Raw genomic sequence first — 17,698 nt, 5'->3', positions numbered from 1 at the left:
CGACCGAAAATGAAGAAACACCGTTTTTAAAAGCTAATGGTTTAAGATTTTTCCGTTCATTGTATTTATTTTCTTAAAACGAAAATAAAGTTTAGTGTTTTAACGATTACCGGATCTGGTGGATGTTTTATGATACAAAAATGCTCACAAAAAAAGACTTTCCCATACATGGCGTTTTGTATATATAATATTTTGTTAATCAGTCTTTTATCTTATTTAAATAAGGAATTGACGCAAAGTAAACTGTGGGTTAATAACTGTTTTTAACTGGGAGTTTAAAAAATAATGAATACAAACGATTCAGCTACTAAGTGTTTGCTGAATTTCATTTAACGATAATTAATTTGTTATTACTTTATTGATGTCAGGGATATTTTTAATCAAAAGATTATAAAAAGCATACATTGAAAAAAAAAGCCTGTTATTAAAGAAAACTTACAGCAATTATATAAAATGATGTAAATTAAGTCAATTCATTTGAAACATGGAAAGACCCCGATACCAAAGCGTTACAATCCCAATAATATTGTCTTTCCTCTTGATAATTATAACGTTTTCCTATGGCATTTGCACTGCTATTGACGTCGAACAAGACGAATTGGGCGCTTTAATAAATACATTTGTTCCGCTTGTTCTTGGAGGGGTAAGTTTGGTTATTATGGCAATAGTGTTAATTTTTTCGAGGAAGGAAAGAATTGCCTTTTACACGCTGATATTTTTAGCTGCAGTTAACTTAGCTACAGCAGTTTTTCTTAAGTTCAATTTTAAAGATTTCTCACCGCTAAATTCTGATCACGGCTTAACTACGTCAAAAATTCTGCTCTCTTCGGTTTTAACACCAGTTAACGAGCGTAGCAAAATTATAATTGAAAATCTAGACGGCTTGCCTGATAATGATGTTCTCGCATTTTCATTTGTGCATAAATCCGGTATTGCCGGTAGTGATATCCGCAAAAAAACCTTTGACCATCAGGAAGTAACGGTCTGTTTAACCAATAATGCGTCTTCTGATTTGATAATCAGCGGTATGGCGCTATCTGACGATGAACTTTGGCATATTAAATCAATAAAAAAGGATGACAAAATACAAAGTACTTATCCTTTAGTAATCACGCCTTCAGGCCATGTATACATAACAGTCGAATTCACCGCAGCTAAGATCGAACAGCGCATCAAAGCCCCGTGGTGGAAATATCTGCTTAAAGCTCAAAATTTTTTGGCTGTACAATCAAGAAATTTCAATTATCAGAAATTGAGAGGCGCTACCTGTATCAATACAAACGGGCTTTTGGTTTTAAAAACCGACAGTAAAACGGAGCCATACCGTAATATTCATCTAAATGGTTTATGGCAATATAAAGTAGAGGGAGACTGGGAACCAGATTTGCAAAGAGTGGTTAATACGTTAGGCTTCGGGACCGTAATAGGCTTTAAAAATTTCGACAACGGTTTAAATGGGGATAAGCTTGTTCCTTTTTCTGACGAGGTTACAGGTAGCTGTTTCACTGTTGCCGACCAGAATAAATCCGTAAGGGTAACTAAGATAGCCGCCTATCACGGCTGTTGTTCTGTCGAGGCTCTGGATTCTGCCTGTTACTATTATCCTGCAAAAAATAAAATGTTTCCTTTGTTTGTGTCAATGCCGCGCACCGGGCAAATGCTGTTTCCTAATGGCTATAATATGGGTGTAAATTCAGTTTGTTTTAAACCGGATTATCCGTTTGTTTTAAAAGTTGGCAAATCTGATATGGAGAGAAAACGAAACTTTCAGAGTAAAATTGGATTGAGGATATGGAAAGCCCGCGATTTAAACGGCTCACCTATTTCAAACGCCTTTATTTTAGGTGCTGATCATTTAGGTGCAAAAGGCACCAATTATGATTATCAGGATGAGGTTCTTTATATAGAAAATGTTAAAATTAAGTGACGCTCTTTGTAATTGCATTGCCGGTAAAATAAAGATACTAAAGACATCAACCTCCCATAAATTAATGATTTAATAATTTATTTTACCTGACTCAATGTGTCCTCCTGGCCTTTAAACTGTTAAGTACATCGTCTGTTATAATTCTGAAATTTTTGACTGATATATTTCCTTTACAATGCTAAGTATTTTGAATTGTCTAACTTAAACATATAGCTGTCTGATGTTAGAATTATCGTAAAATTTAAAAACATTTAACACGCGTTTTACTGCATTTTTTAACAGTTGCATACGTACTACGCAGGTTGTAATGTTACGGCTAAGCCTATCGAAAAAAACGACATTTAACTATAAATACATCGGAAACTACAGGTAAGCACGGTCTTGCAGGATCAGGTCATTGAATTCTTGTAGTAAGTGTAAATATTTCTCTTTCCAAAAATCATTTTGGCTTTGTGTAAAATTACTGATATAAATTACCGGGGCATCCTGCATTTGATGGATAGATTTAAAATCATCCCTATTGAAAAATTCCGGAAACTCGTGCGAGAAATCATGCTTTATTGTTAATCCTATCCTGAGAATGATTTCTTCCTTTAGGCGTTTAGAATTAAACCAATTGTATACTGATCTCCGATTTATGTTGCATGCTTTGGCTAAATCACTAATACAATAAGCATTTTTTCTTACTCTATATTCCACAATTTGCCCGTGATGCTTTTCCATAAATTTAAGATATTGATAGTTGGCTATAATTTGTTGTTTATAAATGGTCAAAAAAGATTTACATTACTGGTGGTTCGATAGCTAATTAAAAAATATTGGCAGACATTACGGCACATCCCTGTGTTGTTTATTATAGACATAGACAATTATATTTAATAATACTAATGATGTAACTAATGCCTCCATAAGGGTAGCGTAAAAGGTTAAAATATCAATGGAAGTCAAATTTAACTAACGCGACAACGAAAATCTACAATTTACTACCTCGCAATTTGATACAATAATATGCTCATAAATGACCCTTTTTTGTGATGGTTTCTCGTTTTCTAAGCGGGAAGCAAGTACTAAAACTCATTATTGGTCTTCATTTATAAATACAATTAAGATATGCTGGGTTGGATTTACAATTATTCTCATAATGTTATACACTTTTGTGTATGAGGCATTTCGTTGGTTTTGATGTACTATTTTTACTAAAAAAAGATCAAGATTATGGAAATTTTAGACAAAAAATTAAAGTTAGGGATGTTAAGCCAAGGGAGTGCAAATGCTTTAAATGTAACTACATTTATTAAACGAGTGGGATGTTTATTTTTAGCGGCCGTATCGTTTTTTGCAAATTCAGGATGTAGAAAGTTATCAGATGAGGATATACAAAATAAAGGCAGCTATTATGGTTACGGCAAACTTGTAGTAACTTGCGGCGGAGAATGTAACGTGTCGTTTGGAGAAGTTGGAAAAATGAATGTCTATACTGTTAGCTCAACAACAGCTACATATAGCTTCAGGTATCAAACCAAATACCAGCTCGGAATTTCTATCACTCCGACAGATAAGGACCAAAGCATAAAAATGGATGTATATAGCAGGGAAGAGAAGCAAATTTTTCACAACACCGTCAATCAAAAGGTTAATGTTCCATGGCAATCACAGATTCTGGTACCATAATACTAAACATGGTGCTGATACCCCGAGAGTTTAATTGAAGTTTAAAATATTTTTAATAAGGTTTAATTGAATCCGCCTCCAAAGGGCCTGGTGCACAAGTATCAGGCCTTAATTAGTTGGATGGCTATAAAAAAAGGGACCCTATAAGGGTAATTGCAATTGAAATGATTATGACCGGTTAAGAATGCCGGTTACTTTCAACCCTGCTTCTCAATAGGGTATTGTATTTCTCAAGTAATTCAATGTATTTGTCCTTCCAGATAGCGTTTACATTTTCGGACGGATAATCGCTATGAAAACCACCCTGTGTTTGCATAAAATCGCTTTTTCTAAATAATTCAGGAAACTCTGCGGAAAAATCATGCGAAATTAATATACCTATTTCATGAATAATTTCCTGCTTTAAATATTTTTGGTTGAACCAATTATAAACAGATCTTCTGTTCATGTTTGTCATTCTGGCCAGTTGGCTTATACTGACCCCTTTTTTTCTGATGACTAATTCAACTATTTGCCCATAATGCTTGTCCATGCCGGTAGAAATTTGGAGGTTAGGTTATACAAATTACTCAAATGAGTATATAAATAAAAACGCAGATCAAACTTGTTGATATGCACGGAGGTTTTGCAACGGTTCACCAACCCGAGACAGATGCTCCGGCTTGATTTTAACAGTTAATGCAAATCCCAGATTTTTAATCGTCAAAATAACCAACCTACCGTTGTAAGCTGTTACAGTACCCTGGTGATGGGATAACAAACCATCTTTAACTTTTATTTGCTCGCCTAATCTATAAGGCTGCACTGAAACAACCTCAATATCTGTATAAGTGCGTATTGTTGATTTTATATTTTCAATTTCCTGAATTGTAATAACCACCGGATTGCCGCAGTGCTTCACCACGTGTAACACACCTGATATCTGCATAATTTTAGCGATATCATAATTATTGGCTAAAACAAAGGTATAAGATGGAAAAAGTGGTATTTCCACAGATTTTAAGCGGTCTGCCCATTTTCTGGTAACGCGTAACAAGGGGCAGAATGATTTGAAGCTATGATCTTTTAAAGCCTGGTCGATTTTTTTTTCCCACCTCGGTCGTGTGTATAAAACAAGCCATTTCTTTTCAATCTGATCCATTTTTGTAAAAGATTTTATCTTTTTAAGCGATTTCCGGTTGGTTTCAAATGTGTGTTTAACTAATTCTTCACAACAATTGTTTCTAAAGATAAACGAAAACTGGTACGGGATTGTGCAAGATGGGAAATTTGTGTATGAACATGAGAAATGGTGAGAAGCAGAATAGAAAATATGTTACAGTCTATTACAAACAAAGCATTTACTACATTTCTTGTCCGGGTCGCTGTTGCTTATTAGTTTCTCACATTTATACAATTCAGCATCAACGATGCTTAATATCGGCTTTTTATGTCATTTTATAGGTAAAATTGCTATCGAGGGTATTACAAATAAAATGATTTAGCCAAGGCGGTGAAGTTATCTCTTATGCTATTGTAAAAGGTAGTTATCAATAACAACTCAAATGGGTATTAATGATCGACCATAAAAAACAGAACATATGACCAGATTTTTCCCCATATTGTTTTTGCTGCTTATAAACTTTATTCATCTCAGCGCGGCTACCGGTATTATTAATCATAAAGTTTTGCGCGGCGGGATAAAGACAAAACCGGATACCTGCAGCAGTATCAGCACATTGCCCTGTAGTGCCCTTACCGTTACCCTTCCTTTCAAATTATCATTCGATGCCTCAGTCCCCAATACTATTATTGATAGAAATGGCCAGGGAACAGGTTTTACAACGGTAAACAAGTACTCTGGTGTAAGATTGGCGGCTGATGGTAATCCGTCAAACCCAGTCATGCCTGGTTATGAAGCATCAAGAATAACCGTAATGGGCGGAATTTTACAGCTGGTTACCAATAAGGGCATTGATATATTAACTAATAACAACCAACTAAATGTTTTGGGTGTAAAGGTTAATCCGGTAAAAAAACTACAGATAGATGTGAAGGTTATCAACCCTGTGAATGGAGCACAGGCCCAGCAGGCAGGTATTTGGTTCGGATTAAATGATAAAACATATCTTAAACTGGATGTAAGCAATAATAAAATTGAATTAAGAAAAGAGATTAATGATGTTACCAGTTCAATATCTGGTATTGCTAACCCGGATCAACGTATTACGCCAACTATCACGGCTTTAAGTGCCAAAACAGTAAGCCTGAGGTTAGTGATCGATTCTGTAGCCAAAACAGCAGAAGGCTTTTATTCAACCGACGGGGTAAATTTTTTAAGCACTGGGGCGGGCTATGCGGCGCCCTATATCAGTATTGATAGTACTGGTATAATTAACAATGCAAATTACGCAGGCATTTTTGGAACGCACCGTAACGCCAGCGGGGCGGTAACCTATAGTTTTGACGACTTCTCGATCACCGATATAGGTTCAAATTCAAAAGTGCTTTCCTTTTCTCAAAACATACTCAATATATCAATAATCAAAAAAGGGCTGGTATATCCGCAAACAGTGAATATTACTTCAAACGTTGCTTTGCCGGCAGCTTACACGCTAACTAAAACAGATGCAAATTGGTTGAATTTACCACAACCTAAAAATAACCTGTTAACCTTTGGTGCCAACGCAATCGATTCAAATACAAATGCAGGTAGTTATCAGGCTGTCGTTACCTGCGCCGCCACCGGTTACAAATCTGCAACATTACTGGTAAACCTTAACGTAGTTGACGGTCAATTCTCACAACCGATAAATGTTAATTTTCAAGACCCGGCAACAGTTCCGCCTGTAAATTATATGAGAGATTATGGCCAGGGCTATGCCCTGCGTACAGCGCCATTACAGGGGAGTGGGTTGGAATTTGGTTGGCGACGAAAATCTGATGGCTCGGCGATAAATATAACCGGTAATGGCCGGAATAGAAATAACCCCGAAGACGTATTGTTGGCCACCTTAATTCATATGCAAGCCAATACCATCAGCGGATCGTTTAGCGGCACCAAGGTCGAATCGTTTTGGGAAATTAAGGTTCCCAATGGTATTTATGATGTAACGGCATCTGTTGGTGATGGTTATGTGGGTTCGGCACCCGAGTTTCATTCGTTAAATATTGAAGGCGTTAATGTGATAAACCGCTTCTCGCCGATTGGTAAGGAAGGCTCGATAGGGCGATTTAAGGCCGTAACCAGCCGCATAACCGTTAATGACGAAAAACTAACTATAACAGCAGATGGCGGTACAAATACCAAAATAAACTATATTAATATAGTGCCATATTCTTTGAGTTCGTATTTGTTTTGGGGCAAGGGCAATCAAAATTTGATTGTGAATGCAGGAGCAAAAGATGTAAGCACATTCTCCATACCGTTAGGCAGCTCAAATAACCAGGCAACATCGTACACCGTTAGCGCAAGTTATACAGGCGTGAATAATAACTGGCTTACTTTTACTCCCTCGCAAACGGGCGTGCAACCCGAAGTTTTCTTTAACTATACTGCCACAAAAAACTTACCAATAGGTAATTACAAAGCCGTGATTACGGCGAAAGCGCCACAGTTTACGAGCAGTACACTTATTGTGCAGGTAAATGTTGTTGATAGTTTAAGGCCCTATGTGATATCATCATCGCCGGCCAACGGGGCAACGAAAGTGCCGTTAAATTTGGTTAGTATAGCCGCGAATAATTTACATGTGCCTGTGGCTGCCGGGTATCACGGCGGTGTGGATAACAGCACCATCACTAATAATACTGTTAAATTATTTAAACTTGTTGATACATCATATATTGAAGTGCCGGGTGTTGTGCAAGGTACCGGTGGGGGCGACGCTATCAGTATTTCGCCTTCGGCATCCTTAGATCCTAATGCCATTTATAAGTTTGTTATAACTTCGGGAGTAAAATCGTACGCAAACATCCCTTTTGTGCCTTATGAGATGACGTTTACTACCGATGCTGCGCAGGTAGATTCGTCGGCTCTTTTAAACGCTCAGTTTACCAAGGTGCCCATTGCAGGAACACAGAATAAAAAGTATAGTTCGTTAGCTATCGCCCCCGACGGTAAATTTTATGCTCTGCGCCTGGATGGAACGATCGAGCGTTATTTAATGAACCACACCGACGGATCCCTTACGCTGGATAAAACAATGAGCACCTTGGTAACCAAATATGGCGAGCGGACAGCTATTGGCTTAACCTTTGATCCTATGTCTACCTCAAGCAACGTAATTGTATGGGTTTCTCATTCTTCAGGCGGATTGACTGCGGCCCCGTCATATGATGGAAACATATCTAAATTATGGGGAGATAGTTTACAATTTGAACAGTTGGTAATAACAAAGCTACCTCGGTCAACCCGCGACCATATGGTAAACAGCTTGGCATTCGGACCTGATCACGCACTTTATATATGCCAGGGCAGTAACAGTTCGGCCGGATCTTACGATAATGACTGGCAGCGTAATGAAACATTATTATCAGGGGCTATATTACGATTGGATTTAAACAAGCTTAATAGTTTTGTTTTACCACTAAACGTGCAAACTACCTCTAACCAAACGGTGATAAACGCCGCTCCCGGCAACACTGCTGCCATGTCTGACGGAACGTATAATCCTTATAGCACGGTTTCGCCGCTAACTATTTATGCTTCAGGGGTGCGCAACGCTTTTGATATGGTTTGGCATAGCAACGGGCAGTTGTATTTGCCAACCAATGGCTCGGGCGGTGGAGGTAATTCGCCGGCATCCGTTGCCGGTACCCGCAGACCTGACGGCAGTTTTTATCACGGGCCGGCAGTTGCCGCTACCGTTGGTGTAAAAGTACAAAACGACTGGCTGTTCAGGGTAAATCCCGATTTGCCTGTTGGTTTTTTTGGTCATCCCAATCCGTTGCGCGGCGAATATGTTATCAATAGGGGATATCCCGATAACCCGCTTTATTCACCTACGGTTAATCCCGATTCCAATTACAGGGCGGCATATAGCTTTGGTTTAAATAACTCGCCGGATGGTGCTTTGGAATATAAAAGCAACACTTTTAACGGCGCTTTAAAAGGGAAATTATTAGTATGCAGGTTTAGCGGCGGTGGTGATATCATTGTGATGGAGCCCGGCGCGATGACTAAAACTACTTACTCCGGAACTAATGATCATATCTATGATATAGTAAAAGTTACCACCGGATCAAGTAACAGTGGCTTAATAGGTATGTCGGGCTTTGCAAATCCTCTTGATATAGTGGAAGATGCAGTAAATGGGAATTTGTATGTAAACGAATTTAACTGGAATAACAATACAAATCTTATTTCGCAGATAACCTTATTAAAGGTTTCAAGCCCTGCTCCGCCAATGCCGGTTTTGGCGGTTAGTGCCGTGTCCCGCTCATCTGTTAATGATAACGATGATAAAGAATACCAGATAACACTGACTAATAAAGGAGATGGGGTATTAAAGATCAAGAATATACGGCTATCGGGGCGTGATGCCGGACGTTTTGCGATCAGCAATATTCAACTGCCATCTGAACGGTCACTACTTGTGCTTAATAAAAACAGATCTTTAAGTTTCAAGGTTAACTCCAAAACTAAGCTCGATGGCAACTTAAATGCCTTATTAAAAGTAACGAGCATTGACGATACCACTAAAACAGTTCAAATAGATAATTCTGCGCATGTAGATTCGGTTATCATCAAAAAAAGTACTGATGAATTTAAATCGGTGGCTGCAAGTGGCGACGAACGTGTGTTGCAGGCTTATCCTAACCCCATAACAAACGGAATAGCGAACGTTAAGCTATCGCATTTCAAGCCAAATGAGCCTGTATCGATTTATGTTTTTGATATGACGGGCAAGAAACTCAAAACAAACAAAGCCCAGGTAGATGAAAAAGGGTCTTTAAATACAAAATTCGAGTTGGAACAGCGGGGGCTTAATAAATTCTACATTATCAGGGCCGTATACAAATCCGGTTACAAGTATGCCAAAATAATTGTTGATGGTGGCAATTAATAAAACAGCTGCCAAATGGCAGCTATATAACTATAAAGATTGTTTTAGATGAGGCGGTTTTTAAAAAAAAGTTTAAGAGTTTATTTAATTTATTTAACAGCGTTTGGCTGTATCGTATTCCTGTTTTGCAGTAATTATGAAACAGTAATTAAGCCTTCAATTTATAAACATGATGAAAAACTTGTTTCATCACTGCTTTGCATAGCCGAGAACCCCGTTATAGAGCCTGTTAAGATAAATTTTCAGGATGAAAAAACCGTACCGCCTCCGGGGTGGCTTAAAGATTTTGGCGGCCAGTTTGAAAACAGGCCGGGTGTGTATGAGGGATCGCAGTTAATGTATGGCTGGAAACGTGTTGATAACGGGCAACCGGTAGACATAACCGGTAATGGACGTGCGAGAAATGAACCAGAAGATGTTCTGCTGTCAACCTTTGTACATATGCAGGCCAATGATATTAATACGCTGTTTTATGGAATTTTTAAGGGGAAAAAAATAGATAGCTACTGGGAGCTTAAACTGCTAAATGGAGTTTACAAAGTTACCGTAGCGGTTGGAGATGGAGAAGTTGGCAGGGCTGCCGAAAAGGATTGTATAAATGTTGAAGGCGTAAAAACGATTTATAATTTCACGCCGATGGGACGCGTTCGAAGCCCCGGGAGATTTAAAACCTCTACCGTAACTGTTACCGTAAGTGATGGCGCATTAACGATAGATGCGATAGGAGGTACCAATACCAAGATCTGTTATGTAGAAGTTGATCCCGTTAGCATATCACCATATGTTTATTTATCAGCAGGTTCTCAAAACCTTCTGGTTGATAAAAATAATAAAGACAGTAATACGATAGACGTCAATATCCATAATTCATTAAACACTAACATAAAGTACGAAGTATCAACAAGCTATGACAAGGAAAGCAATGGGGTTGGCTGGTTAAACAAATTAAAAAATGTTAAAGAGGGAGATTCAGTTATAACTTTTGATTATTCGGCAGCAAGAGCAATGCCTACAGGCACTTATACAGCCTCTGTACACGTTTCGGCCAATGGATACAGTAATGCCGTTATAAATTTAGCCTTGCGGGTTGTAGATCATAAACGGCCGTATGTTATATCCGCTACACCAATAAATGGCTCAAGCGTAACCTGCAATAATATCACTATAGCGGCCAACAACCTGTTTATACCTGTTGCCAAAGGAGTAAAAGGAGGGGTTAATAATTCAACAATAACCAACGAAACCGTAAAACTCCTGAAAATAAGCAACGGTGAAAGTATAGAAGTGGCTGGAAATGTGCAAGGTACGGGTGGCGGCGATGCGATCAGTTTTGCGCCTGCAAAGCCGCTTGAACCCAACACCATTTATAAGTTTGTTATCACAAGCGGCGTAAAGTCATACGCGGGAACATCTTTTATGCCTTTTGAAACTGCTTTTTCAACTGCTTCAGCGCCCGTTGATTCTGCCAATCTTCTGAATGCTTCTTTTACCAAAATTTCTATCCCCGGCACACAGAATAAAAAATACACCTCGCTAACTTTTGGGCCCGACGGGAAGTTTTACGCCTTGAAAATGGACGGAAGCATAGAGCGGTTTGACGTAGACCATACAAGTGGAATGTTAACCAACATGACACTCATCAATACGCTTGTCGCAAAATATGGTGAAATAACCGCCATCGGATTAACATTCGATCCGGGTTCAACGTCATCAAACCTTGTAGCTTGGATTTCTTTTTCCTCATCGGGCCTTACGGCAGCCCCGGTTTTTGATGGTAACATAACCAGGCTAAGCGGTAATGCTCTGAAAGATGAGCAGCTTATGGTTACCAGGTTGCCACGCTCAACACGTGATCATATGGTAAATAGTATGGCTTTTGGTCCGGATGGCGCTTTGTATATATCAGTAGGCAGCAATAGTTCGGCCGGCGAATATGACAAGGGATGGCAAAGGGATGAAACGTTGCTGGCCGGTGCAATTTTAAGGCTTGATTTAAAAAAATTAAGAGATGTAAAGTTGCCGCTTAATGTACAAACAACTGCTAATCAGGGTCTGATAAACCAGGCATCTGATCTGGCCTTGAAGTTACCAGACGGTACTTATAATCCTTATTGCTTAACAGCGCCGCTTACAATCTTTGCTTCAGGCATACGTAACGCGTATGATATGGTTTGGCATACCAACGGCCAGTTATATGTCCCGGCGAATGGGTCAGGCGGTGGTGGTAATTCACCAGCATCTGTAAAAGGAACCAGGAGACCGGATGGTACATACTACACCGGTGCCGAAATACCTTCTACCAGGAGTGTGCCGGTTCAGCATGATTGGTTATTCAGGGTAAATCCTAACAAACCGGTTGGTTTCTTCGGGCATCCTAACCCTTTAAGAGGCGAATATGTAATTAACCGTGGTTCGGTGGATAATCCTAATTACCAGTCAAACACAAAGCCTGATATCAATTACAGGGGTGCTGCATACGATTTTGGGTTTAATAAATCGCCAAATGGTGTGATCGAATACCGGAGCAACAATTTTAACGGGGCCCTTAAAGGTAAATTATTGGTTTGCAGGTTTAGCGGTGGTGGCGATATTATGGTTTTAGAGCCGGGATCGATGCTAAAGCAAAATAACAAAGGGGCATCTACCGATGATCACATTTATGACATAACTCATGCTGCAACCGGTGCAAGTAACTATGGGCTTGAAGGGATGAACGGATTTGCCAATCCGTTGGATTTAGTAGAAGATACCATAACCGGCAATTTATATATCAGTGAGTTTAACTGGAATGAGAACCCAAACTCTATTTCACAAATAACTCTGTTAAAAGCTAATAAAAAAGATATAGAACAATCTAAACCCACTGTGTATGCGTCGGGTAAGCGTTGATCTTGTCGCGTGTGGATGGCATTAAAGCAATTTGTAATGTTTTTTAGTCAATAATTATCATAAGATACGCTAATAAATTTAAATCTCCTTTTTCATGGAAAAACACAGGTACATTTTAATTGACAGCTCAATAAGTAAGCGGTGTTACAGTGTTTTAATTTTATTATGCCTCGGGATAGGCATTGCTTATGGAGCAGATAGAACAGCAGTGAAAGACTCTGTCAAAGGTATTACCGATCGCGTTTTGATTCAGGCAGCTGATGGGTGCATACCTATTAGTACGCTGCCATGTTCGGCAATTACAGTGAGTTTGCCATATAGCTTGTCATTTACCAGCAGCGTAGCCTCCTCCATTGTTGATAAAAATGGTTTAGGTACAGGCTTTACTACGGTTAATAGTTATTCAGGTACACGATTATCTGAAGATGGTACACCTACTGATCCATCGGTTCCGGGCTATGTACCTTCAAAGATAACTGTAACAGGAGGCAGGCTTCAACTGGTTACCAATAAAGGCATAGACATGCTTACTAACAATAACCAGTTGAATGTACTTGGGGTTAAAATTGTTGCAGTATCAAAATTGCGATTAGACGTAAAAATAATAAATCCCGCAAATGGTACCCAATCACAACAGGCGGGGTTGTGGTATGGGCTAAATGATAAAACCTATCTCAAACTGGATATTAGCGGCAATAAAATAGAGTTAAGAAAAGAATTTAACGATGTTTCCAGTTCAGTATCCGGCACCACTAACCCGGACCAACGGATCACGTCAGTAATTAGCGGATTGAACACTCAAACTGTTAGCTTAAGGCTAATAATCGATTCGACAACCAATACGGCGGAGGGCTTTTACTCTGTAGACGGCGTAAATTATTTAAGCACGGGCGCCGCTTATTCAATTGCAGGGTTAAATATTGCCGGAACAGGCTTAACAACAGGGGAGCAATTTGCAGGCGTTTTTGCAACCCATCGTAATTCATCAACGGCACTTACATATACTTTTGACGATTTTGCAGTGAGTAGCATTGCGGTTCCAATCACCACTAATATTGATTTTTTACCTGCCGGTTCAACTGCTCCGGCAGGTTTCACTGCAGATAATGGCTTGCCTTATGATGCGACAAGAAAATACGGGTGGGTTAACCCGGTAACAAAGGTTCCTATAGATCTAAGTGCCAATATGCGCTTGCGTACAGGCACAACCGATGCAAAACTGCGGTCTGTAGTTCAGATGCAAGCCAGCACCAACGGGCAAAATCCGGGTACCTGGGAATATGTTGTTCCAAACGGAAAGTATAATGTAACAGTAAGCGCGGGCGATGATGGCTATTACGACAGCAACCATCAAATTAATGTAGAAGGTTTACCTACAATAAGCGACTTCACGCCTTCAGCTTCAAATAAGTACAAATCAGGAAATGCAACTGTGCAGGTAAGCGATGGGAAATTGACTATCGATGCCAATGGCGGTACTAATACCAAAATGAACTATCTGACATTTGCTCCATTTAGTGCCGTAACGGATAACACGGCGCCTACAGCCAGTGTCAGAACGGTTGGTTCGCTAAAGTCAACCGGCGTTTACTATGACCTGGTGCGGGTTTACATCACAGCGGGCGATGTTGGTGGATCGGGCTTAAGTTCATTGCAATATTCAATAAATAATGGCGCCTATGTTAATTATACGGTGCCATTTTTCTTAACAGCTACCGGTGCCTACAAAATACAGGTAAAAGCTACGGATGGTAACAATAACCAGGTAATTACAAACGCCTACAACTTTAGTATCGTCCCTTCTTCGGGTGCATTTATGGTATTGAACAACCCGGATGCTTTTCCAAGCAATGATCGTTTGGTGTTTTCACGTATTCAAACGCCATGGAGAAGAACCAGCCCGGATACCACTGCTTATAATGCCAATCACGATAAAGTGAAGTTACGGATAAACAATAAAGGTACAGGCAACCTGGTGTTAAGTAACCTTACTTTATCAAATAGTACAGCCTGGAAAATAGCATCTGTTAATACAGATACAAACAGTGTTGTCCCTATAAGTATAGCGCCTTTATCGTATGCGGATGTTACTGTGCAATTCATAGCCCAAAATGCGGCCACAAGGCTTAAAGTATTTAATGATACTTTAACTATAGCGAGTAATGATAGTATCAGTCCGCAAAAAAAGGTTGTCTTAGGTGGGATATGGCAAGTGGCAGGGGAGAGTACTAACGAACCCTATGCGCAGCAAATAATAACGGCGTTTGGTTTTAATACCAGTACAGGCTATGGGCATGATGACGGCGATATAGACGGCACAACAAGGGTTCCTAATTCGAGCGAAGTAAACGCGGGGTATTTTGTAATTGCAGATCCAAGTAAGCCGATAACGGTTCATCAACTTGCTGCTTATCACGGTTGCTGCTCGGCGGTAGAAACTTTTGCCTATTACAAAAAAGGATCGAACACGCTTACCACATTGTTTACGCATAGTAATTTGGATGGGCAATCTGTTTTGCCGCGATTAACAAATACAACAAAAGGGTCGGCACAAGGTTCGTTCACCATATCGGGATCTTTTGGAATTAAAGTTGGTACATCATATTCTGATCGTACTAAAAATTTCAACGGCCTTATAGGCATAAGATTTTTAAAGGTATATGGACCTGATGGTAACATTGTTCCGGATGCCTATATTTTAGATTGCGATTATTTAGGTACATCTGCCACCAATTATGATTACCAGGACAATGTTTATTACGTTGATAATATTAAACCGGATTCTGGTTCGCTGCATCATTCTGAATTGGCGGCCTTACCCAACACGGCTGTTAATTTCGACCCCATTAAAACCGGTACATCTTCATCATTTGTAGTAACGATAAAAAATCAGGGTATTACCTATCCGGACGGCACCGGCGATTCGCCAATTACATTAAAAAGCGCGGTTATATCAGGGCCGGATGCTTCGGAGTTTACTGTAAGTGCATTAAAAACTGCTACTTTGGCCGAGCAGGCGACTACCACGCTTACCGTTAAATACACACCTGCTTCTGTTGGTATTAAAAATGCTGCCTTGCTTGTAAACTATAATAGTGATGCTTCACCATTGAGGGTGCCATTATACGCTATAGCCAATAATGCAAATAGCACGGTTAGTATTGTAAAACGCATTAAAGGGGGCTCTGACGTAAACCTGACTATCGGCAATCAGGTTTATGAAGCTGACAAAAATTATCGTTCCGGATCGATCAAATTTGATTCCCAACAGGTACTTACCGGGGTTGCCGGAACTGATATCGATTCATTGTATATAAGTTATTTGTCGGCAGCGGCAGATCAAGCACAAACGAGATATGAGATCCCGGTAACAAATGGGGATTACTTACTAAGGTTACATTTTGTAGAGAACTTTTGGACGGCACCCGGCTCACGGATCTTTAATACGACAATAGAAAATAAAGTAGGATTGCAAAATTTTGATATTTTTAGTGAGGTTGGATACCGTACGGCATTGGTTAAAGATTTTACTACCACTGTAACCGACGGTTCATTAAGTGTAAAATTTGACCCGACCGCAAATAGGGTTGCGTTGGCCGGTCTTGAGCTGTTTAAGGTGAGCACACAGGCTGCCTCATTGGCATCCACATTTATCGCGCCTGCGGGACCACCTATCACCACCAAAAAAATTGTTGTGTTCCCTAACCCAAATTTCGGAGCATCATTTAGTCTTAACGCTGCAAATTTCCCCGTGAATGAACCAGTTCAATTATCGATAAGTAATATAAGCGGTAAATTGATCCAAACACAAACGTTTACGACCGATAAGTTTGGCGCTGCGGGGATACAAGTTACTTTTAAAAATAAGTTGGAACGGGGTGTATATATAATTAATACACATTCTTCTTCCGGAAATCTTTATTCGAAATTGCTGGTTCAATAGCCAGGTGATTTTTAATAATCATCGAGTTGAATTTGGCAGGAAACCTGTCAGATTCAACTTTTTTTTTTGAGGATTTTCAATTAAAAAGATGCCAATAAAACCGCTGTGCTACCTGTACATTATCGCTGGTTTTCACACCTATTCTCACAATTCTACATTAAAGTATCAATGCTCAAAACCAGGCCTTAATAATTGATATTTTGATAATATTTGTTGGAGATCAATGAGGAAATGCTTCAATAACTCATGAAATATTAAATTGATCGTAACTGATAGCCAAAACCTTACACGCTGTAAGCGAGATGGCAACGCTGTATCGAATCAATAACAATATATATATTTTACAAAACTATACAGATTAATAAGTAAAACGAGAAATGATTATAAAATACCTATACATGAAAAATAACCGTTACTTCCTTGCTTCAATAGTTGCACTTGTTGGCTTCATGTTATGTTCATGCGGAAGCACAAAAAAGCTAATTTACGCGCAAGACGTTTCACAGGCGTCTACGCCAACTTCCCTGGCACTTGGTAACTATACAGAGCCTGTAATTCAGCCGGATGATATCCTGGCGATAAATATAAATACAACCGACCCAAATGCGACCTTGAGCATCAATAATAAAAATGGTGTTTATGCAAACGGCGGCACCTCAACCAATGGCTCTTCAAATCCGCTCGCGGGTTATTTGGTAGCAAAGGATGGAAATGTTGATATCCCGGTTCTGGGAACAGTGAAACTTGCCGGTTTAACAACGTTTGAAGCTCGTAAGACGCTAAAGGCTGTTGCTAAAAAATCCTTTGAGAACCCAACCGTTGATGTTAGGTTTTCGAACTTTAAGATCACTGTTTTAGGCGAAGTGAATCATCCTGCGGCTTATATCGTGCCTAACGAGCAAGTGACAATTTTAGATGCCTTAGGATATGCCGGTGACTTGACAATTTACGGACGCCGCACAAACGTATTGCTTATACGCAAAAACCCCAATGGCAATGACTTTTCTGTAAGGCTGGATATGACGAGAAAGGAATTTTTGAACTCGCCATACTACTACCTGAAGCAAAACGATGTATTATACGTGGAACCGCTTAAAACAAAGGTTCTTAACAATGATAATAATCTGGTTAAATACTTGTCGTTGGCAGCTACCTTACTTACTGCTGCAATATTTGCAAAACGCTATTTGTAGTAACTGTTTAACGCAAGTTAATTCTCTA

General features: G+C 39.5%; 9 protein-coding genes. 6 read left to right on the top strand and 3 right to left on the bottom strand.

Going from position 1 to position 17,698, the window contains the following annotated elements:
- The first annotated feature begins 658 nt into the window (after nucleotides 1–658).
- Nucleotides 659–1,927 (top strand): hypothetical protein, encoded by a 1,269-nt coding sequence (locus ABID99_RS17855; protein ID WP_373614614.1) that lies wholly within the window; start codon nucleotides 659–661, stop codon nucleotides 1,925–1,927.
- A gap of 363 nt (nucleotides 1,928–2,290) precedes the next feature.
- On the opposite strand, the gene ABID99_RS17850 is transcribed toward ABID99_RS17855, so the two are convergent.
- Complete coding sequence (locus ABID99_RS17850; protein ID WP_176628107.1) at nucleotides 2,291–2,650, bottom strand: hypothetical protein; 360 nt, start codon at nucleotides 2,648–2,650, stop codon at nucleotides 2,291–2,293.
- Between the two features lie 492 nt (nucleotides 2,651–3,142).
- On the opposite strand from ABID99_RS17850, the gene ABID99_RS17845 reads away from it, so the two are divergent.
- Nucleotides 3,143–3,598 (top strand): hypothetical protein, encoded by a 456-nt coding sequence (locus ABID99_RS17845; RefSeq protein WP_176628108.1) that lies wholly within the window; start codon nucleotides 3,143–3,145, stop codon nucleotides 3,596–3,598.
- Between the two features lie 178 nt (nucleotides 3,599–3,776).
- Here the strand turns inward: ABID99_RS17845 and ABID99_RS17840 are convergent, their stop codons facing one another.
- The gene (locus ABID99_RS17840) at nucleotides 3,777–4,046 is read right to left on the bottom strand and encodes a hypothetical protein (protein WP_373614613.1); all 270 of its coding nucleotides are present in this window, start codon (nucleotides 4,044–4,046) and stop codon (nucleotides 3,777–3,779) included.
- Between the two features lie 150 nt (nucleotides 4,047–4,196).
- Nucleotides 4,197–4,739 carry a UpxY family transcription antiterminator gene (locus tag ABID99_RS17835; RefSeq protein WP_373614612.1) on the bottom strand — a complete coding sequence of 181 codons (543 nt, stop codon included), beginning with the start codon at nucleotides 4,737–4,739 and terminating at the stop codon, nucleotides 4,197–4,199.
- A 439-nt stretch (nucleotides 4,740–5,178) separates the two neighbouring features.
- Here ABID99_RS17835 and ABID99_RS17830 point away from each other — a divergent pair, with 439 nt between their 5' ends.
- The 4 genes from ABID99_RS17830 (at nucleotide 5,179) to ABID99_RS17815 (ending at nucleotide 17,670) form a co-directional block, all read left to right on the top strand.
- The gene (locus tag ABID99_RS17830; RefSeq protein WP_373614611.1) at nucleotides 5,179–9,645 is read left to right on the top strand and encodes an Ig-like domain-containing protein; all 4,467 of its coding nucleotides are present in this window, start codon (nucleotides 5,179–5,181) and stop codon (nucleotides 9,643–9,645) included.
- A gap of 48 nt (nucleotides 9,646–9,693) precedes the next feature.
- On the top strand, nucleotides 9,694–12,534 hold the full coding sequence (locus ABID99_RS17825; protein WP_373614610.1) for an Ig-like domain-containing protein: 2,841 nt from the start codon (nucleotides 9,694–9,696) through the stop codon (nucleotides 12,532–12,534).
- A gap of 94 nt (nucleotides 12,535–12,628) precedes the next feature.
- On the top strand, nucleotides 12,629–16,477 hold the full coding sequence (locus ABID99_RS17820) for a malectin domain-containing carbohydrate-binding protein (RefSeq protein WP_373614609.1): 3,849 nt from the start codon (nucleotides 12,629–12,631) through the stop codon (nucleotides 16,475–16,477).
- A gap of 398 nt (nucleotides 16,478–16,875) precedes the next feature.
- A complete protein-coding gene (locus tag ABID99_RS17815; RefSeq protein WP_176628114.1) occupies nucleotides 16,876–17,670 on the top strand; it encodes a polysaccharide biosynthesis/export family protein in 795 nt (264 codons plus the stop codon).
- Nucleotides 17,671–17,698 lie beyond the last annotated feature (28 nt).

The organism is Mucilaginibacter sp. OAE612, assembly GCF_041806395.1.
Lineage (GTDB): Bacteria > Bacteroidota > Bacteroidia > Sphingobacteriales > Sphingobacteriaceae > Mucilaginibacter > Mucilaginibacter rubeus.
The sequence above is the reverse complement of the archived record's forward strand: the minus strand, read 5'-3'. Positions and strand labels throughout refer to the sequence as shown.

Coding starts and splice junctions, on each gene's coding strand:
- ABID99_RS17855 (WP_373614614.1), top strand. CDS start 659: ATGGCAATAGTGTTAATTTTTTCGAGGAAGGAAAGAATTGCCTTTTAC.
- ABID99_RS17850 (WP_176628107.1), bottom strand. CDS start 2,650: ATGGAAAAGCATCACGGGCAAATTGTGGAATATAGAGTAAGAAAAAAT.
- ABID99_RS17845 (WP_176628108.1), top strand. CDS start 3,143: ATGGAAATTTTAGACAAAAAATTAAAGTTAGGGATGTTAAGCCAAGGG.
- ABID99_RS17840 (WP_373614613.1), bottom strand. CDS start 4,046: ATGAACAGAAGATCTGTTTATAATTGGTTCAACCAAAAATATTTAAAG.
- ABID99_RS17835 (WP_373614612.1), bottom strand. CDS start 4,739: ATGGATCAGATTGAAAAGAAATGGCTTGTTTTATACACACGACCGAGG.
- ABID99_RS17830 (WP_373614611.1), top strand. CDS start 5,179: ATGACCAGATTTTTCCCCATATTGTTTTTGCTGCTTATAAACTTTATT.
- ABID99_RS17825 (WP_373614610.1), top strand. CDS start 9,694: ATGAGGCGGTTTTTAAAAAAAAGTTTAAGAGTTTATTTAATTTATTTA.
- ABID99_RS17820 (WP_373614609.1), top strand. CDS start 12,629: ATGGAAAAACACAGGTACATTTTAATTGACAGCTCAATAAGTAAGCGG.
- ABID99_RS17815 (WP_176628114.1), top strand. CDS start 16,876: ATGAAAAATAACCGTTACTTCCTTGCTTCAATAGTTGCACTTGTTGGC.